A 19,653-nucleotide genomic window follows, 5' to 3' on the forward strand; every position below is an offset into this window, starting at 1 on the left:
TAAGTCATCCCTTTTGAAAAAACGTATGTAATAAGTCCTATTTTCGTTTCTTACCTAATCCTTTTTAACCCATTCAATCTCAATTACATTTTTCCCCATTCATGTAATTTTAAGCTTCGAACACCTTTCACAACATAAGGATCCTTCTCAGCTAATTCAAGTGCTTCTTCATATGAGTCCGTTTCATAAATAACCATTCCACCTGCTCCGTCTAAAAAAGGACCTTTTGCAAAGATTTTTCCTTCCTTTACTAAGCCATCTAGATAAGCCAAGTGATCTGGACGATAGGTTGCGTTTAACTCCTCATCTTTCATGTATAAAAGTGCTGCAAAAAATGCCATAACTCATCTCTCCCTTTACTTTTAGTGTATTAGCTTGCATTTCCTTTATCAACTAAATTCGCATAATATTCAATAATTTCTCTTCTTCTGATGATGCCAATAAAAATACCGTGGTCATCCACAACTGGAATAAAATTTTGGGATATGGCAAGAGTGAGCAAGCCCTTCATCTCAGAATCTATCCGAACGGGCATGTTCTTCATTCGCCTTTTAATATCTTTTAACTGAATTTGTTCAGCCATCTCAAGAGAAAAGGAATGAGTATTTTTGATTTGCCAAAGCAAATCCCCCTCCGTTATAGTACCTATGTATTTACCATGCCGATCAATGATGGGAACGGCTGAATATTTATGATGTTCCATTTTCTCTAAAGTTTGTCTCATTGTAGATTCAAGTTCTAAGTATGCAACCTCTGCTTTTGGCAATAAAAAAAATGAGATATTCATAGACGATCTTCCCTTTCACAACAGTTTCATCTCAATATCTATTATACTCGAAAAAAAGAAAAATTACCAAAAACTGTTGAATAGAAGGGATGACTCAGGTAATTTATACTTGAGTCATCTCACTTTTTTTAAACTAAAAGCAGTTCGTATACACCGTTTAACTGCTGAACACGCTCTTCATCTTGTTCATTTCTTGCATAATCCAGTTCATACTGAAGGACTAAATTAAGAATCGTTGCTTCATTTTCTTCAAGGTCTCGAACAAACTCATCTTCATTAGCATAGTTATTTTGCTCGAGTTTGTTATAAATTCTTTGGCAAATTTTATGATTCTCAATATGATTTGAAAGAGATTCGCGCAGAAAACCTAAATTAGAATCCAAATTTGTCACCCTTTCTGTTTGAGGTTGCTGACTTCTATTAGGATGTGGTTTTTTATGAAAAAAATTCATGTTTCTTCCGCATCTATCCTGATATAAATTTCAATTTAAATGACAGCACACGCTCAATAAAAGGAACAAACCAACTTCTCTAAACGTAACCTTACTGCACCAGTTAAATGGAGTAATTTACTCCTTCTCTTTTCCTTTTTTATCTCCCCTGGTAAATAAGAACAAAGAAAAGACTAACAAAACTGAAAAGCCAAGAAAAATATTGCGATAGCTGACAGCTGGTAATAAATCAGATTGCCACACTAGCAATAACCCAGATAACGCCACGCCTAACGCTCCTCCAAAAAATTGCATTAGTTGAACAAGTCCCATCCCAGCTCCAACCTCTTGTCTTGGTAATAACCTGGTTACCTCATTAGACGTACTTGAAGTCAAAGCAGAAAACCCTATACTCATAAACATATAAGTAATCATAATCGCATAAGGTGTTACACTCGAAAAGAAGGCAAATAAGGTTGATGCAACCAAAAGAAAAAAATGACCTAATACGATAATAGGTCTGTTGCCAAATCGATCAATCATACGTCCAATAAGAGGAGCTACGATTGCCGAAAGAATAGCACCAGGAAAGATAATCAATCCAATAACTGCCGGCCCCTTATTAAAAACATCCGAAAGAATCATCGGCATTAAAAACAAAGAGGAGAAGTGAATGATAAAGGCTGTGAACGCTACAAATTGCAACTTTACATAAGAACGATTCCTCATTAAGCTTGGTTGAATAAAAGGGATTTGAATTTTATTAATATGCTTCCACAACCAGATTACACTAACCAGGCTCCCGATAAAAAAATAGATAGACAGCGTTGATAGGAACAACAATAAGCCTGTTACACTAATACCTGTAAGAACAGCTCCGATGAAATCAAATTTAACCATTTTCACTTCTTCATTTGGAAGCAATTTAAGAAAAATAGGGGCTAACAAAATGATCAATCCCGTAATAACAAATAGATAATTCCATCCTAAATATTGAGTAATGGCTCCTCCAATGACCGGCCCTAACCCAAATCCTAATGATGCTGCTGAGGCTATAAATGACATAGCTCTCCCACGCCTAGATATTGGGATATAGCGGCTAGCAAGAATCATCGCTAAACCAGGAACAGCACCTGCACCAAGAGCCTGTAAAGCCCTTGCTACAAGCAACCAACTGTATTGATGGGCAAACAAACCAATTATTGAAGCCACTCCGAGTAAAGTCAAACCTATTAATAAGAGGCGCTTGATTGGGATGAAGTCTGATAACCGACTATAGGTAACGGTCGCTATTGCAAACGCAATTGAATAGCCCGATACAATCCATGAAGCATCTGCTGATGTTAAAAAGAAATCACTTGAAACCGTAGGGAGGGCTACATTAAACATAGTCGTATTCATGACTACCATCCATACGGTTAAGCTCCATAAAAGAACAATTTTATTTTCATGTTTAAGAACGAACTCTTTTTTCTTAGAAAGGCTAGTTGCTTCTGTTGACATTTTTCACACCAGATTTCTGTTGTTAGTTGATTTCCTCTAACAATATACGCTCGTTTATGTAACTTCATTTCAAAAAAAGTTGTATTTGCTGAAACTGTTGCTTCGCATCTTTGTATCCAAGTGAATAAAGGTCTTGTAATTTCTGTTGATTCCGCTCAATTCTTTTTACAGCCAGCTCTTTACTCGGTTGAATCAAAAGTACATTACCTTCCTTTATCCCTTCTTTAATAAAGTCAACGGTTTCATTATATAGACGATATCTTTGTGCTAAAAGTGGAGCTATTTTAGGATATTTCCTACAAAGGAACGGGAATAATCCTGACCATTTACTTTTCTGTAAACGGTACTCTTCTTCCTTTGTCATCACAACAATATTTTTTCTATAGCCTTCTTGCTGAGCTTTTTTTATTGGAATCGGATCGCTAATTCCGCCATCTAATAAAGTAAATCCGTTGTGTTCAACTACTGGAGCTATGAAAGGAAGAGAACTTGACGCACGCAATATTTTTAAAATATCCTTTCCAAGTTCTTGCTTTTCAAAGTACCTAGCTTCACCCGTTTGGCAATCCGTTGTCACAACAACAAAATTTCCTTTCTCTTTTTCAAAACGATTATAATCAAATGGAACCATTTGATTAGGAATCATGTCAAACAAAAAGTCCATTCCAAAAAGCTCTCGTCTTGCGATAAAATTTCGAAAAGAAAGAAATCTAGGGTCACTCACCAGGTCAACATTGACCCTTTTATTTCTCCCCTTTTGTCGAGATAAATAAGAAGCAGCCATACAAGCTCCGGCAGAAACACCAATTACATATGGAAAATACAACTCATGTTCCATAAAAAATTCCAACACCCCGGCTGTATAGAGACCTCTCATCCCTCCTCCTTCAAGTACCAACCCAACTTGATTCATATAGATTCCCTCTCTCAATCACACTTACATTCTCTTATTCTTATTATCTCATCTAATTGTAATTGTGACAAAAATTTGATCGTATACATGGTTAATTTCAAAAAGACTTTGTTACATCTTTCACAAAGTTTATTATTCATGCTATTATATGAAAAACAATATAACAAAGTTAAAAACATTGAATATAGAGGTGTATATATATGGGAAAAAAATTGTTTCTATCATTATTTTTAGTCTTAGGGATTCTATTTACTCCATTTTTTGCAGATGCTCATGTGAAATGGTTCACAGAGTTAGAACCACAAAAAGAATCGATTGAGCAAATCATTAATCCGCAATTCTTATTTGTTACTTTACTTTCTGCGATCATTTTAGCAATTCTTCCTCAAGTACTTCCAAAATTAATGTCTTGGGGACCTTTTAAGAAAATTGATATGAAGTTAGAAAGCTATCGATCTTACTCTACACTGATTTTAAAATATGGAACAGCTGCTGCTCTGGTTCTACAAGTTCTTACAGGAGCTTTATTTGCACCGGAATTAAGTCATTATTCGACTTTATTAACGATTTTAAGTTGGATTGCGATTGCCTGTTTACTAATTCCAAACCCATATGCCACAAAAATCGGTGCTCTTGTCTTATTAACTTTATTTGGTGTTATGATTTTCGATTATGGAATTTTCCACATGCTTGACTATGCATTTTATCTTGCCATAATATTTGTTTTGCTTATGACAAAAACAAAATATGAGAAGTGGAGTTTTCCATTCTTATATTTAGCTACCGGTCTATCCCTCTGTTGGGTCGCTGTGGAAAAATGGGTGTACCCTGAAATGTCCGTTGATATTGTTAGTAATCACCAAGTCCCAACTTTCTTTTTTTCACCAGAAACCTTTGTTTCTTTAAGTGCTTTTATTGAATTCATAGTCGGTTATTTATTAATTGTTGGAATATTAAACCGTCTTCTCTCGTTCGTATTAACCGGAGTTTTTGTCATGACGACAATGTTATTTGGATGGGTTGAGGTTGTTGGTCATTTTATGATCCATATCGTTCTGATTATCTTCATAATTGAAGGAATCTCTTTTTACAAACCACCTATCAAAATTCATAAAACCATCTTTGATCAAATGATCTTTGTGTTCTTGAATTTCATTTTCGTCTTGGCAACGATTTTGTTAATCTATTATCGTTTTGCTTAAATTTTTTTTGAATTTAAAAGAAGAAAAAACTTCTGCTATCTTTAAATCTCACAAAAAGGCGTCTTCTCAAGGATGAGAAACGCCTTTTTGAATTTTTTTAATTAAACTTCAACAGTCCAGTTATATCGATCTTCTATCTTCCCTGTTTGAATGCCTGTTAGTGTGTCATATAACTTTCTAGATAACTCACCCATCTCTCGGTTGTTAATAACCATATTCCGCTGTCCCCAATTCAGTTCACCTACAGGAGAAATAACAGCAGCTGTTCCTGTACCAAAGGCTTCTTCTAACTCACCTCGATCATATGCCTGATAAATTTCTTCTAGAGAAATTCGTCTTTCAATAACCGGGACACCCCAATCCTTTAATAGTTCAATGATAGACATGCGAGTTACGCCTTCTAAAATACTTCCGTTCAATTCGGGTGTAATGACTTCACCATTAACTTTAAAGAAGACATTCATACTTCCTACTTCTTCGATAAACTTCTTTTCCACCCCATCAAGCCAAAGAACTTGTGAATAGCCTTTTTCCGTTGCCCGTTCCTGTGCTTTGTAAGCCGCTGCATAGTTCCCTGCAGTCTTAGCTGTACCTGTACCACCTTTAACAGCTCTCGTATACTCGTCTTCAACATAGATACCAACAGGTTTAATCCCTTCTTTGTAATAGGAACCTACTGGTGATAAGATCATCATAAATTGATACGAATTCGCTGGAGTCAGATTGATGTTTGGCTCTGTTGCAATAATAAATGGTCTGATGTAAAGAGAATTCCCTTCTAAAGCTGGGACCCACTCTTTTTCAACTTCGATTAATTTCTTTAAAGCGACTAAAGCCAATTCTTCGTCAATAGCCGGAATGCTGATTCTCTCACTTGATAGATTTAATCTTCGGAAATTTTTCTCAGGTCTAAACAACAATATACGGTCATCAGGTGTTCGATACGCTTTTAATCCTTCAAATACAGTTTGTCCATAATGAAAAATCATCGCAGATGGCTCAAGTGTGATGGGAGCATAAGGAACAATACGAGGATCATACCAGCCTTTCTCTTCAGAATAATCCATGACAAACATGTGATCTGAAAAATATTTTCCAAATGCAATATTGTCTGCATTCGGCTTTGGCTTCTTATTCGTACTATGTACTACTTCAATCGTTCTTGTCATGTCTTTCACTCCTATGTAACTGATATGTAATTATTGTAAATAGTTCTTCTGCAGAATACAAGAAAATCCAATCGCACTTAAGAAAAACGCCGCTGAACGTCTTTACTTAGAAACAACATGCGAAGCGTACAAAAGCCTGCAATGTAACTACCAATTTACTTTCTGATCTTCTAAAAAGAAAAAGAGTGATTTCTTAATCACTCTTTCATAGCTCTCTTACTTTTTTGCTCTTTTATCTAATTCTACTTTTATATCCTCATGAAAGGCTGCAAGGACACTCGGTTCAAGGTGTACCGATTCTGTTTCGACCACATCTTCTAACAACTGTTTGTTCTTATAGAACTCTTCTTTATCTGCATTATAATAAAATCTTACAGCATCTTCTTCCTTCAGATACTTTTTCCCTAGTTTCAAAAGAAATGTTACCGGTAAACCACGAACAGACAATGATGTGCCTTTTTCTTCAGCCAGCTCTTGTTTATTCATTTTTTTATTTTCTTGGTTCCCTTGACCCATCAATAAAATTTCTTTTGCCACTTCGTTTTTAGTTAACACTTTTTTTAAAGCTTTTTGTCTAATTCTTTTCTTCTTTGACTTCACCTGAACTTTTTCAAGGCTCATCGCAATGAAATCCTTATATTCAAGCCCACTATTTTCAATAGCCTTCCTTAACTCTACGTTTTCATATGTACGTTTCTTCAACAAATCAAAAACCCCTTACTGTCTTAAGATGTCATAGTAAAATGAGAATGAGTAATGATAGATTATCTCCCTTTACTATAGTACCAAAATCCCGACTCTTTTTGTGTAATTAATGTTAAAATTCTACTTGAAGTCCTAGTAACCGTGTTTTGTCTCTATCATTATAACTTGCCTACCGTAAAAAAACTGTCGCAAATTGCTCGTCGAGCAATTTTTTTGACTTCGTATTTGTAATTATGTAAAATACAACCCTATCTTACATATTGAGAGGGGAATTTTGCGTGGCACAATCATTGCAAGGAAAAGTAGCTTATGTTACAGGAGCCGGTAAAGGAATTGGTAGAGCAACAGCCGTAGCTTTAGCAAAAGAAGGTGTACAAGTAGGACTTTTAGCACGAACCGAGTCTGACTTAGTAGAGGTTGCAAACGAAATCGAAGCTTTCGGAGTCAAAGCTGCCTACGCAACGGCCGATGTTTCATCACTAGAGCAAGTAGAGTCAGCCATTAAGGAACTATCAGCAAAGCTTGGACCCGCTGATATTCTTATTAACAACGCTGGAACCGGTAAGTTCGGATCATTTCTTGAACTAGAACCAGAGGAATGGAAAAACATAATTGATATTAATTTAATGGGTGTTTATTATGTAACACGGTCCGTTCTTCCTCAATTAATAGAAAAAAAAGGTGGGGATATTATTAATATTTCCTCAACTGCCGGTCAAAAAGGAGCTCCCGTTACAAGCGCATATAGTGCTTCAAAATTTGGCTTACTTGGTTTAACTGAGTCGCTCGCATTGGAAGTTCGCAAACATAACATTCGAGTAACTGCCTTAACACCAAGTACGGTCGCAACAGAACTTGCATTTAGAGAAAATTTAACGGATGGGAACCCAGAAAAAGTTATGCAACCTGAAGACATAGCGGAATATATGGTAGCCCAATTAAAATTACACCCACGTATCTTTATTAAATCTGCTGGCCTATGGTCAACGAATCCATAATAAAAACAGTCATAGGAGATCTTATAGATCTACCCTATGACTGTTTTTTATTTACTCTTAACAACATCTAGATAACCATTCAAAGGAGATTCAACAAAACGTTCTATTTATTGATCCTTCGCATGCTCTTGCTTTTTTCCTTCAGTCATCAACGACACTAACGTTTCTGTATTATACATCTTCTCTGATATACTTGATTTAATATTATCTGGGTCAAGTCCGTGACCTAAAGTACCAAAACTATTCCCATTGTTCGGGTCTACTAACTCCTTATTGTAATAAGGTCTTGGTGTTAGCCAAAGAGCCGTTAGAGCTTTATCAAATCTCATTTCATGATAACGTTCAGGCCAACGTTCTTTGATTAACTGTTTTACAAGCGGATAATATTTGGAACTCACTCCTGGAAATAAGTGATGCTCGGTGTGGTAAGAAAAGTTAAAATGTAAAACATCGACCCACTTAGGAACCGTCACCGTCAAACTGTTAGCTAAAGGATCATTAATTTCAGTTGTTGGATTCAGGCGATGGTTTGTAGAGATATACGCCATGACAATTAAGTTCGCAATTAATAACGGAATTAAGAACATAAAAATCCACTTAACAGGCCCCACCCATACAAGTAATGCGATCCAAGTCACCCACGGTAATATCGCTTCCATAAAAACAGCGGGACGCTTTTTCGGATTAAATTCTTTCAAGTAAACGACAAACATGTTTAATGAATGCACGGAAAACTGGAAAGATAACGAACAAAAACTAAAAAACGCTCGAACAGGATGCGGTAGCCGATAAACCCACCGTAACAACCTGATCTTCATAATTCGATCTAACGTTGGCCACGCATCTGGATCATGCTCTTCATGCTGTGTATGTACATGATGAGTTAAATTGTGCCATTTACGCCACAGTTTTGGACCTGTACTTAATGGCCAAAAAGCAACAGCTCCTAAAAAATCACGTAGCCAAGGCGTTCTGACTACTGTGCCATGTAAGATCTCATGTCCTAAAAAACCTAAAGCGGCAAAGCAGGCACCAATTATCAAGGATAACGGAATATAAAAGAATGGATTTACGTCCACTATACCTATAGTCATTAATGCAGCCACAGTAACCAAAAGATAAGCTAACCCTCCCCATAATCTTTCAGGTACTGGGTTAAATGCCTTTTTAGGTAAATCAGGCTTAAGTTTTGCAGCATACCACCCGAATGAATGTAATTCTTTCAAAAAATAACCCCTTTCAATATTAAACAATTTAATAACTTGTACAAATTATCCGAATTCACCTTACCATTTTCAACCTCGATTGTAAACTGCCTTCGTACATCATTATGATTTACCATATTATGAAAAATTATTGCTAAAAAAGTTGAAAAAGGGTACTTTTTCGTCACCCTTTTTACCATTTTCAATGGATTTATAATAAAACATCATCATCTAATAAAAGTTGATGGTCTCTATTTTTCCTTAGTCATCTAATTGTTCTATGAAACTTTTCGTTCTCATCCCATCTCTTCTTATATAAACGCTTGCTTCAACAGTAATATCTGCCTTCATAAATTGTTCATCCCAATTTTCCTTATGCTCTTTGAAATTCTTATAATGTTGTTTGCTCATTTTTTCACCAAACCCAAAAATATCAATACCATAATTTTCTTTTACTGTTTTAATTGTCTTTGTTAGTTTTGATTCAAGGTGATCCTCCATCGCCTCTTCATAACTAATATAAGTATCCGTACTATCAAGAGGTCGAGCGCACTGATTATCAAAGACGTCTCCTTCAACAACCAATTTAATTTCCACTTTGGGAGTCTCTCCCTCATACTTCGTATCAATAGTTGTATGAGAATTAAAGACTCTTAACGCAAAATACCCTTCTTTTCCACAAGGTGCTGCGACAGTAGTTTGATTAAGATCGCGAATCCACATCACGTTCCTTGCTTCTTCCACTGATAAATATCCAATAAGCCGATCTTTTTTAAATAAAGCTAAACCTCCATACGAAATAATTGCGGGAAGTTCCAATTGCGTATTATCATTAACATCTTTTCCCTCCTGAGGGTCTCCCTCAATTGTTGCAGCTGCAACGATCGGATGTTTACCTGGTGAGGTTAAACTTAGAACAAATTCAGTTAACGTACTTTCTGGCACTCCTCCCCATTGTTCTCTTAGCGTTTCAAATTGTTGGAACATTTTCATTGAAGGAACCTTTTGAATGGGATATGTTGTTGTAATCAGATCTTTTGCACTAACATCCTTTGCAATCACTATTTGAAAATCATTTCGGAACTGACCACTTTTTTCTAAAAATTGCAAGAATCGACTCACACCCTCTTCTCTTGCCAATTTCTCGTCGATAACTAGTGTACGGGCGTGAGAAAAATTCAGTTCTCTCGTTCCACCTACATTCATTTTATTTAGTAGTTCACCCATTGTTACCCCATTTAATGTAAAGGTAATCGTTGGCGTCAACCCTTCTGATAAAGCAGGGTTTAATTCACTAGCATTGATCGCTTCAACCGTTAACGTAAACGTCTCATCCTTACCTTGCTCAATCGCCATCCCTGATACAATTGTAATGTTATTCAACTCTCTCCGATCCCAACACCCCGCTAACGATAATAGAAGCAAAAGAAGAAAAAAAAGCGCTATACACCTGTTTTTCATGTACTCTCCTCCTTCTTATTGGCTGTTGGTAACGGATCAGATGGAGACTGTTTTAAATCCGTTTTTGCATGCAAATAATTGGGTCTTCGCTTCATAAATTGGATTGGCAGACGAACCATCACATCTTTTTGATCTTCTAAAATGAAAGGACCCATTGGTGTTAAATACGGCACTCCAAACGAACGTAAATGGGTTAGATGAGCAATAATCATTAAAAAGCCTAGTAGTGTCCCAAATAAACCGAGAACAGCAGTAATAAGAATCAATACAAATCTTAAAATTCTCGTTGCATTCGCAAAGGCATACACAGGGGATACAAAGCCTGCCATGGCCGTCAAAGCAACAATAATGACGAGAAAATGAGAAACGACTCCGGCTTCTACAGCCGCTTGTCCAATAACAAGGGCACCGACAATTGATACCGTCTGTCCGACGACACGTGGCATCCGTACACCGGCTTCACGTAAGATTTCGAAAGTAACTTCCATTAACAATATTTCAATGACCGCAGGAAAGGGTACTCCCTCCCTTTGAGCTTGAATGCTAATAATCAGATCTGTTGGGATCAGTTGGTGATGATAAGTTGTCAAGCCAATGTACAACGAGGGTAAAAGTAAAGCCAGTAAAAAAGCTAAAAAACGCAACATTCTTAGCAACGAAGCCATCATAAATCCTTGATAATAATCTTCACTTACTTGAAAAAAGTCAGTAAAAACGACTGGCATGACAAGAATGAAAGGACTTCCATCAACAATGACAACGACCTTCCCTTCAAGAATATCTGCTGAGACCGTATCTGGGCGATCTGTATGATAAATCATTGGAAAAGGGGTAATGACCTTGTCACAAATTAACTCTTCAAGATTTCCTGAATCAATAATGGCATTCGCCTTCACGTTCTCGATTCTGGTTCGAACTTCATCCACAATCTCTTTACTTGCTATATGGTCTAAGTAAACCATGCAAACATCTGTCTGTGTATCTTTACCAACTTTTAATTTTTCGCACTTTAAATGTGGATTTTTGATTCGTCTCCTGATTAAACTAAGGTTGGTTCCTTTAGATTCCGTAAAGCTGTCCTGGGGCCCACGAATAATCGTTTGAGTCTGAGATTGTTCAACTCCCCGGGATTCTGATGTCGTCGTAAGCAAGGCGAGTCCTTCTGTCTCACCTCCTACAAGGATAACCGTATAACCAGACAATACATACCAAACTACGTCATGCTCGTATTGTACATTTGTCACATCATAACTAGAAAAATATTCCTTTTGGAATTCTTTCAGTTCTGTTTTGTTCTCAATCGTTCGTTTTTCTTCATGAGCTTTCACCAGTGTCGTTCGAATTGAATCAGATATCTTTGCTAAATCGACCATTGACTTCAGATAAAGGATGATTCCTTCTTTATCGCCAACGTACACTCTTTCTTGATAGAAATCAAAGCTATTTTTAAAAATTTGATTGAAGGTTTCTTCATTTTTTTCAATCGATTTTGAAATCTCAACTTTACCTATATCCGCAATCAAGTCTTCAGGGGTTGTCTTGTTATTCGTGGAATCAACTTTCATGGATGAGATGATCTGTTTAAAGACCTTCATGATTGAATCCCTCCAGAAGTAGACTTACTCGATTTATCGATTTTTTTCTTTATGAATAAGATCGCAAACAAAACAAGTGGAATTCCAAACTGTAAAGGAAGATGTAAAATGTACGGGACTACGATGAGTCCCTCTTCAAAATGCTCCACGATGTTACTAGAATTCACAACGGCAAAGAAAGGGATCAACGCTGTCATCGGAATAATAAGTAATCGATAAGGGATATGAAACACATATTCCAACCCTTTAAGACCTGCATAGAAAAAAACACTAACTTTAATAAAAATCCCACACATTAAGATGAAAACAACAAGGATGTCTACTCGTTCAAAAAATTCCATAATTCTAATCTCTCTTGCCGCTGTCATCATCGGAAAAAGTGTCCGAATCTTCAAATCCACACCAAGCGCGGTCACTTGAATAATATTAGAATAAGAGATCAATAAGCCACTTAGTACAATTGCAGCAACTCCCACTTTTCCGACATGTGAGAACCTTGTCGTAGCTGTCATAATGACCGTGAATACAATCACTTCTCCATAAGGAAACGTCATTAAAGTTGGAAAAACCGCTTGCAACACAGGTCCAAAACCATCTCCTAGTACTGGCAACAAATGATCAAATCGTAATTCATCACTAATAAACAACAAAATTCCAATCAGAAATAAAATCCCTACAATGTAAGGGGAAATGATTTCAGTCACCCTTGCTAACACTTCAATTCCCAAATAAACCGTGTACATGACCACAATCATCATCGCGATTGCGATGACCTCAAGAGGGGTAAAAGGTAATATCGTTATTTTCATTAACTCCCCAAAGTCACGAATATTACGTGAAGCAATATAAAGAAAATAGAGGCAATACCCTATGCATAGAACTCTTCCTAACATTCTTCCTAATGTGAATTCAAGCATTTCATATAGATTTCTCTGTTCAGCATATGAGATTAATAAAAAATAACTATAGATAATGGCCGTACCAATTAAAGCGGCAATGACCCCTGCAATCCATACATCTTGTCTTGCCTCTTCTCCAGTACCTACGACAACGGCTGTTCCAATTGCAAAAATAACGATTAGAACAAATAATTGCCATAGCGATATTTTTTCATTTCCAATCGTATTCATCTCTAGCCTCACTTATTGATGGATGGTTGCTGTTTATCTTTTTTCTTTATTCTATAATCAAGAAACATCGCTGTTAGGAAACCAATAATCATCCATACACTGACGATCGTCCTCCTTGTACCTAGTTCAAACGGATAGATTGTTTGAACTCCTTCAATAAACGTTCTGTCAAAAACAATGGCATCAAACATACTCATTAACAGAAGCATTAATACAAGGATGAGAAAATACACAAACGTAATCATTACTAATCACCTCAATTAACCCATGATCCTCTTTTTAAGGGTTTCCTACAAAAGCTATATTATGTGGAGATTTCCATATTTCATTTTCAACCAAAGAACCAGCACATGTAATGTACTGGTTATCTAATCGTCCCTGTCGATACGATCCGTGTTTCAACATGAGTTGTGATTTCTGCTCGTTTGAAGGTCTCAATCCATTTTTCTTTTGACCATCCACGAGCATTTTTCAAACGAAAATAATCACCTATTCCAACTGGATCTACTCCTATATCTTGAAAGTGCCTAATTGCACTAATCACTTTTCCTTCAAAATATTTACTAGCGTGTTCCTCTACAATCGTTCGATTATCTTGACTTGCTAAATACCTCGTCCCATTATAATCAATGATGCTACCTCTTACATATAGATGAATAAAAATCTCCGGATTGTTCAAATCTCCATTGGCAGTTACATTAACATTTGTGTTCACAAACTTCATAATCAGTAGCTCTTCTTCTTTTCCATCAGCTGATGGAACCTTTATGGTCATATCAGGAAGCTTCTTTTTCCCTTTCATCGCCTCAATTAATTTTGCTTCTTCCGGTTCAATGCTATTAACCATTTTATCCTCTTTAAATAAAGCAACCTTTGTTAACTTAATGGAGTCTTCATCCATCTTTTCTAGGTAAGGTGTTGAAGGATCAGATACTTCATCCGTCTTCCGATTAATAAAACTGTGCAGGTTTGTAAAAGGACTAAAGGCTGTCATCGTTCTTGGAGTTAATAATTCAGTTAAATATATATTTATTTCAGGCTTATCTTTATACGTGCCTGTTAAAACCTCCTCTACAGTCCCTTTAACAACGGCAATGAAGATGTTTGATCCAACTTGGGGATCCCTATACAAGTTCTGTAAGACGCTCCACAACCCTACTTTTCTTGCATACTCTTCACTGAATAACAAAACGCGAAGCTGTGCAGGAGTTAAGGTTTTTTCAGTCAATGTTGAGATATCCATAATAGCTTGGTGTGGCGAGTCTACTACAGTGGTGAATCGTTGAACCTGCTCTTGTGCATCTTGTGCGGGTTGAGGCACCGTTACGGACACTTTAACGCTTTCTTCGTCGACATAATCAAAACCCATTACCCCAACCATTCCTAAATCTTCAATGACAGGTCTTTCAAGATTTGGGTCAGCACATCCAATAAGAATCCAAAGCAAAAGTAAATTCACCGTAACGTATCTCATCTCACGAAGCCACCTCCTTTTCTTTTATTTTCTTTTTCTCGAGCATGGTTCTAATTTTATGAACAAACAGTAACAAGATTGGAAACACCAATAACGTATACCCATAAAAGACAGTCCAATCTTCCAAAAATAAAACTTGAATATTATGAGGAATAGGACCTGTAAACAGAAACCATGAAATAAAAGCCACAACATATAAATGCCAAGTCCGATTTTTATTTTTATTTATTAGGACGTCTACTCCCTTTTTAGCTACCCATAAATAGGTTGATGACGTTGAAAGAATGAGAAAGACCCATAGCGTGGTACCAAAGTTTTCAATTCTCTCAACAAAAGGCAGTTGGATCGCTTGAAATAAATTTAAAACAGGGAACAAAAGATTCACAATTTGCCACGGAGAAAAATACACGACACTCGCGAGCGAGACGAGAAAGTAATAGGCAACCGCAATCCATATTCCTATGGAAGTATGAAGAAACGCTTTTTTTTGATTTTTGATATAAGGAAAGTAAAACATGATCAACCCATATCCAAACATCGCTATAGACCCGTTATACAATGCGAATAACCAATCTTTTACCCCTACCTCAAAAGTAGGGTAAACATGAAGCCAATTGCCAGCCTGTAAAGGCCATTGCAAAAAAAATATCATCCATCCTGTTGTGAAAAAAGAGAGGATACAAAAGCGAGCGACCGATTTTATTCCACCCAAAACAACACACACCATCACAAAATACAGGGCAATGGCAACTGCCAAAGTGGAGTAAGCTGGAAGGACAATAGACTGAATAAGCCTTGCATAAGCTCTGCAGACTGTTGACGCACCAATTATCCCATATATGGTTAAGATAGCATTGGCTCCCTGCCCTAAAATCTTACCAAGTACCTTTTTATTAATCATATAAATGGAGTCGTCAGGAAATTTCTTACATATTAAAATGATAGGAATTAGGGATAGATTAGCCAATACACCTAAAATAAGTGGAACCATCCACTGATTGTAACCTACATTTCCGATATCGTTAGGCAATGTAAACAACCCAATTCCAATCATCGTATTCTGAGCTAGAAATACAACGTGATAGCTATTTAATTTCTTTAGTTTACCTTTATCCATTTGTTTACTCCTCGTCTAATGGTCGAACAAGGTCCTTTTTCGCTCTTGACAACCCAGTTCTTTGTAAAATAAATCCAACTGGTGCTCGAATGATCGTGTTTAAAATATCTGTCCATTTTCTTGGGATAATTGGTGTCATATAAGGAGTTCCTAGTGATGTCAAATTTAATAAATGATTAAACATCCAAGCAAGTGTAATCATCTGACCAAACATACCAAGAGTACCTGCAGCAATAATATAAAAATAACGGATAAAGCGAATCGCATTACTCATCAAATAACTCGGTGGGATAAACGATAATAGAGCTGTAACAGCAACTAGAACAATTAAGATATTACTAGCAAGCCCCGCTTCTACTGCTGCTGTACCAATAACAATCCCACCAACAATACCAATCGTTTGTCCAATTTTAGTCGGCATTCGCGCCCCCGCTTCACGCAATACCTCAATTACGAGCTCAATAATAAGAGCTTCTACCACTGGTGGAAAAGGCACTTGAGATCTAGATTCTGCTAGTAATCGTAATAAGTGTGGTGGTAGCATCTCGGGGTGAAACGTCAAGACTGAAACGTACGTCGAAGTAAGGAAAATCGAAATAAAAAAACCCGCTAAACGTAACATCCGGAGTAAAGTTGCAGTAGTCCAGCGGTTATATTGATCCTCAGGTGAAAGGAACATTTCCAAAAAGGAAGCTGGCAATATCGCCGCCTCCGGACTTCCATTCATCATTACTACTATCTTTCCATTTAACAATGCGTCCATTGTATTATCACTTCTGACTGTGATACCGAACTGAGGAAAAGGTGATAAAGGTTTATCCTCAAGCATTTGCTTAAGAACAGGCATGCCTATAAAGCCATGAAACTCAATGTTTTCAAGTCTTCTAATCACTCGCTTTATATTTTCCTCATTCGCAATATTTTCCATATATAACATTACAACATTGTTTTTGGTTTCCGTTCCTAATAAAAAGGATTTTGATTTTAATTGAGGTGACCGTATCCGCTTTTTAATAAGAGAAATATTCGTTTCAACACTTTCAACGAAAGCATCCTGCGGTCCCATAACCGTCGTTTCATTATCTGGAATTGTAATCGCTCGGTCTGGAGCACTAAAAGTTGATATTTCAATGATCTCTTCTTCAAAAAGTAAAACTGTAAAACCACTGCAAATATCATGGATTAATTTAGGGAGCTCGTCCGACTTCACAACTGTATAATTTTTAAAAATCTCATCAGGTTTTACAGATGTAGATTGATTAAGTGGATTAAAAACTAATTCATCTATAATTGACGTTTCAACAATTGATTGTAAATAAACAATCGTGACAAACTTCTCACCGATCTTAATATCTTTTACGACAAGGTCATCGATGTCCATTAAACTTTTTTCAATGGCTTCTTTTGAAATGGGTTCTTTAATGCCCGGATTTGCTTTATTGTCATCATGTGGCTCTGGTCCAAATAATTTCTTGTATTTGAACCCCTTCTTTTTCCGACTCATTAAACAATCCCCCACTCTTACCAGATACTGAAGACGTGGTTCCTCTCCTTTTTCAGTAGCCGCTTTTTCAATGATCGTTACGTAAAACTTACCCTTTTCACCACTGAAATATGTACCATAATAAGAATGAAGATTTATGTATAAAAAAGAGTAGACAATTGATCAATGTATCAATTGTCTACTCTTTTTTATATTTATGAATCTGATTTAGGGCCTCCACGGCACCAGTTATGGCGACCGAACAATCTCACCTGGAACAAATAATGGTAATTAATTAAGGCATGTAGTAACAAACCAGTTAACACAAACGTTTCTCTCGACTAAATTCCAATATCATATAAATAGTGTAACCAATTACCTTTTTCAATTAGATTTTCACAATCTGCAAGTTTTTCTCCAGCAAAATAAACATAAGCATCCACCGTATGCTTCTCTGTGTGGACTCGTTGAACCACTCTTATATATTCGTTCAATTTATTTAGAGGAGAATAATCTTCTAATTGATCGATCCGTTTTAGTTGTTCCTTCGTTACTTCATACAGCTCTCCCCATACTCGTTTTGTTTGATTCTTTTTTAAAACTGGATAGCCAAGACCTGTATCATGAAGTTCTCCATACACCCAGCAAGGAGTTGAGATCAATGTAGCGTGTCTTAAAAAATGATGATTCGAACCACCTTGCACAAGCGTGCCATAAACAAACAGAGAGACTTTCCTGTTGTCTACTCTGCTCTTATTTTTGTTTGGTAATGTATAATTGAGTATCACTTTGTCTCCTTCAGTTGGGTTCACATCTATTTTAGCTTCTTTAGGTACTTCTAATTCCTTATTTGACAATTTCACACCTCTAATAGGCTCTTAGGTATTCTATTTTTTCTTGAGCGAGAATCACGACTCTTTATCATATCGGTAACCATTTAATCAGCTTGATTTTCTCACTCACGTCGCTCTTACTTGCCAATGCGAGTACGGCCACGATTTTCAAATACACAACGCTCACCTGCTGTATCTCCAGATTGATTTAGCCATGTAACTAAAGCTATCGTTGTTCCATCTTGTTAGTCCCCAAAAAGAGGGTGCCCTTTTTTTAAAATCATTCAATCATTGCCATTCTTTCTGTCATTCTTTTGATCGAGTGATTGGCTTCTGCTAGAACGATCCTTTTGTCCATTGTTTTCATTATTCGATTTTCCATCACGATTTTCCCGTTGATAATAGACGTTTCCACATCTGCTCTGGTTGCTGAATAGACAATTCTAGAAAATGGATCGACGTCATAGGAAGGATATGTGTGAAAATTGTTTAGATCTAGAAGGACTAGATCGGCTTTTTTGCCAACTTCGATTGATCCAATTTCCTCTCCTAATCCTATCGCTTTTGCTCCTCCAATAGTGGCCATCTTTAAAACGGTCTTAGCATCCATCGTCGTTGGACCATGTTTCGGCTTTTGAATTAAAGCAGCTAAACGCATTTCATTAAACATATCTAAATTATTGTTACAAGGTGCACCGTCAGCTCCAAGACTGACGGAGATATCCTGGTCTAGTAAACTTGGAATCTCAGCAATCCCAGATGCTAATTTCAGATTAGATCCTGGACAATGACTTACATGAATCCCTTTATCTTTTATAATCTGCTTTTCACGTTCACTTAACCAAACGCAATGAGCTAATATGAGTCGATCATTCGCTAACCCAATATGATCTAAATACTCAATATTTTTCATTCCCGTACTTTCTTCAACAATTCGAATTTCACCTACATTTTCTGATGCATGTGTATGAACATTCACACCATAAGAGGCTGATAAATGAGCCACCTCTTCTAATAAAGTTTTTGTACAAGACACTACAAATCGAGGTGAGAATGCGTATTTTATACGACCATTATCATAATTATGCCATTTCTCTAACAAATCAACACTTTCTTGAATGGATTGATGCGTGTTTTCTTGTAATTTTTTTGGAACTTCCTCACCCTTATCCATCATCACTTTCCCAGATAGTGCGCGAATTCCACTAGAGGCAATTGCTTGAAAAGCAAAATCTGTATGATGAACCGTTTCCATGTCAACAATTGCCGTTGTTCCACTTTGAATCAGCTCTCCTATACCTAGTAATGCGGAGTAATAAAGAGATTCCTCATCATGTGCTGCTTCAAGTGGCCAAATACGCTTTTTCAACCAATCTAACAACTCCAAGTCATCTGCTTTTCCTCTAAAAACCGTTTGGCAAAGATGAATGTGAGTTTGGACAAACCCCGGAATAACCGTTTTCCCTTTACCATCAATCACTTTTGTAACATTCATTCGATCTAATTCAAGTCCAATCGCTTGAATTCGGTCGTTTTCAATTAAAATATCTCCAACAAAAATGTCATCTGTTTGATTCATCGTCACAATCTCTACCTGTTTGATTAAAATTTTACTCATTACATTCACCTCATTTAAGTAATGTATAC

At 36.6% G+C, this 19,653-nt stretch carries 19 protein-coding genes; 2 read left to right on the top strand and 17 right to left on the bottom strand.

Annotated elements, in window-relative coordinates; translation table 11 throughout:
• Nucleotides 1-83: 83 nt before the first annotated feature.
• The 5 genes from PQ474_RS16725 to PQ474_RS16745 all read right to left on the bottom strand — a co-directional run bounded on the left by PQ474_RS16725 (nt 84) and on the right by PQ474_RS16745 (nt 3,634).
• Nucleotides 84-341 (bottom strand): YciI family protein, encoded by a 258-nt coding sequence (locus PQ474_RS16725; RefSeq protein ID WP_273845601.1) that lies wholly within the window; start codon nt 339-341, stop codon nt 84-86.
• Nucleotides 342-370: 29 nt separating this feature from the next.
• The gene (locus PQ474_RS16730) at nt 371-787 is read right to left on the bottom strand and encodes a CBS domain-containing protein (RefSeq protein WP_273845603.1); all 417 of its coding nucleotides are present in this window, start codon (nt 785-787) and stop codon (nt 371-373) included.
• A 128-nt stretch (nt 788-915) separates the two neighbouring features.
• A complete protein-coding gene (locus PQ474_RS16735; RefSeq protein ID WP_273845606.1) occupies nt 916-1,170 on the bottom strand; it encodes a sporulation protein in 255 nt (84 codons plus the stop codon).
• Nucleotides 1,171-1,356: 186 nt separating this feature from the next.
• Nucleotides 1,357-2,721, bottom strand: a complete 1,365-nt coding sequence (locus PQ474_RS16740; RefSeq protein ID WP_273845610.1) for an MFS transporter — start codon at nt 2,719-2,721, stop codon at nt 1,357-1,359.
• Between the two features lie 64 nt (nt 2,722-2,785).
• Nucleotides 2,786-3,634 carry a patatin-like phospholipase family protein gene (locus PQ474_RS16745; protein ID WP_273845611.1) on the bottom strand — a complete coding sequence of 283 codons (849 nt, stop codon included), beginning with the start codon at nt 3,632-3,634 and terminating at the stop codon, nt 2,786-2,788.
• A 200-nt stretch (nt 3,635-3,834) separates the two neighbouring features.
• Here PQ474_RS16745 and PQ474_RS16750 point away from each other — a divergent pair, with 200 nt between their 5' ends.
• Nucleotides 3,835-4,836 (top strand): DoxX family membrane protein, encoded by a 1,002-nt coding sequence (locus PQ474_RS16750; protein ID WP_273845612.1) that lies wholly within the window; start codon nt 3,835-3,837, stop codon nt 4,834-4,836.
• Nucleotides 4,837-4,937: 101 nt separating this feature from the next.
• Here the strand turns inward: PQ474_RS16750 and PQ474_RS16755 are convergent, their stop codons facing one another.
• Together PQ474_RS16755 and PQ474_RS16760 are read right to left on the bottom strand one after the other, a co-directional pair.
• The gene (locus PQ474_RS16755; RefSeq protein WP_273845614.1) at nt 4,938-6,005 is read right to left on the bottom strand and encodes a branched-chain amino acid aminotransferase; all 1,068 of its coding nucleotides are present in this window, start codon (nt 6,003-6,005) and stop codon (nt 4,938-4,940) included.
• A gap of 216 nt (nt 6,006-6,221) precedes the next feature.
• Nucleotides 6,222-6,710, bottom strand: a complete 489-nt coding sequence (locus PQ474_RS16760; protein ID WP_273845618.1) for a hypothetical protein — start codon at nt 6,708-6,710, stop codon at nt 6,222-6,224.
• Nucleotides 6,711-6,988: 278 nt separating this feature from the next.
• On the opposite strand from PQ474_RS16760, the gene PQ474_RS16765 reads away from it, so the two are divergent.
• A complete protein-coding gene (locus tag PQ474_RS16765; RefSeq protein WP_273845620.1) occupies nt 6,989-7,708 on the top strand; it encodes a 3-ketoacyl-ACP reductase in 720 nt (239 codons plus the stop codon).
• A gap of 107 nt (nt 7,709-7,815) precedes the next feature.
• On the opposite strand, the gene desB is transcribed toward PQ474_RS16765, so the two are convergent.
• The 10 genes from desB to PQ474_RS16815 form a co-directional block, all read right to left on the bottom strand.
• On the bottom strand, nt 7,816-8,934 hold the full coding sequence (gene desB, locus PQ474_RS16770; protein ID WP_273845621.1) for a Delta(10) desaturase DesB: 1,119 nt from the start codon (nt 8,932-8,934) through the stop codon (nt 7,816-7,818).
• Nucleotides 8,935-9,174: 240 nt separating this feature from the next.
• Nucleotides 9,175-10,374: a Ger(x)C family spore germination protein gene (locus PQ474_RS16775; RefSeq protein WP_273845623.1), complete on the bottom strand. Its 1,200-nt coding sequence runs from the start codon at nt 10,372-10,374 to the stop codon at nt 9,175-9,177.
• Nucleotides 10,371-11,969 carry a spore germination protein gene (locus tag PQ474_RS16780; protein ID WP_273845625.1) on the bottom strand — a complete coding sequence of 533 codons (1,599 nt, stop codon included), beginning with the start codon at nt 11,967-11,969 and terminating at the stop codon, nt 10,371-10,373. The genes PQ474_RS16775 and PQ474_RS16780 overlap by 4 nt, the downstream gene beginning before the upstream one ends.
• Nucleotides 11,966-13,099, bottom strand: a complete 1,134-nt coding sequence (locus PQ474_RS16785; protein WP_273845627.1) for a GerAB/ArcD/ProY family transporter — start codon at nt 13,097-13,099, stop codon at nt 11,966-11,968. Before PQ474_RS16785 ends, PQ474_RS16780 begins: the two co-directional genes overlap by 4 nt.
• A gap of 8 nt (nt 13,100-13,107) precedes the next feature.
• Nucleotides 13,108-13,344 (bottom strand): hypothetical protein, encoded by a 237-nt coding sequence (locus PQ474_RS16790; RefSeq protein ID WP_273845631.1) that lies wholly within the window; start codon nt 13,342-13,344, stop codon nt 13,108-13,110.
• Between the two features lie 119 nt (nt 13,345-13,463).
• Nucleotides 13,464-14,573 carry a Ger(x)C family spore germination protein gene (locus PQ474_RS16795; RefSeq protein ID WP_273845633.1) on the bottom strand — a complete coding sequence of 370 codons (1,110 nt, stop codon included), beginning with the start codon at nt 14,571-14,573 and terminating at the stop codon, nt 13,464-13,466.
• A gap of 1 nt (nt 14,574) precedes the next feature.
• Nucleotides 14,575-15,690 (bottom strand): GerAB/ArcD/ProY family transporter, encoded by a 1,116-nt coding sequence (locus tag PQ474_RS16800; RefSeq protein ID WP_273845635.1) that lies wholly within the window; start codon nt 15,688-15,690, stop codon nt 14,575-14,577.
• 4 nt (nt 15,691-15,694) lie between these two features.
• A complete protein-coding gene (locus PQ474_RS16805) occupies nt 15,695-17,194 on the bottom strand; it encodes a spore germination protein (protein ID WP_273845637.1) in 1,500 nt (499 codons plus the stop codon).
• Nucleotides 17,195-17,514: 320 nt separating this feature from the next.
• Nucleotides 17,515-18,030 carry a gamma-glutamylcyclotransferase family protein gene (locus PQ474_RS16810; RefSeq protein ID WP_273845639.1) on the bottom strand — a complete coding sequence of 172 codons (516 nt, stop codon included), beginning with the start codon at nt 18,028-18,030 and terminating at the stop codon, nt 17,515-17,517.
• 256 nt (nt 18,031-18,286) lie between these two features.
• Nucleotides 18,287-19,624 carry a 5'-deoxyadenosine deaminase gene (locus tag PQ474_RS16815; RefSeq protein WP_273845641.1) on the bottom strand — a complete coding sequence of 446 codons (1,338 nt, stop codon included), beginning with the start codon at nt 19,622-19,624 and terminating at the stop codon, nt 18,287-18,289.
• Between the last annotated feature and the right edge of the window lie 29 nt (nt 19,625-19,653).

The sequence above is a fragment of the Halalkalibacter alkalisediminis genome, assembly GCF_028610705.1.
Classification (GTDB): Bacteria; Bacillota; Bacilli; order Bacillales; family Bacillaceae_D; genus Halalkalibacter; species Halalkalibacter alkalisediminis.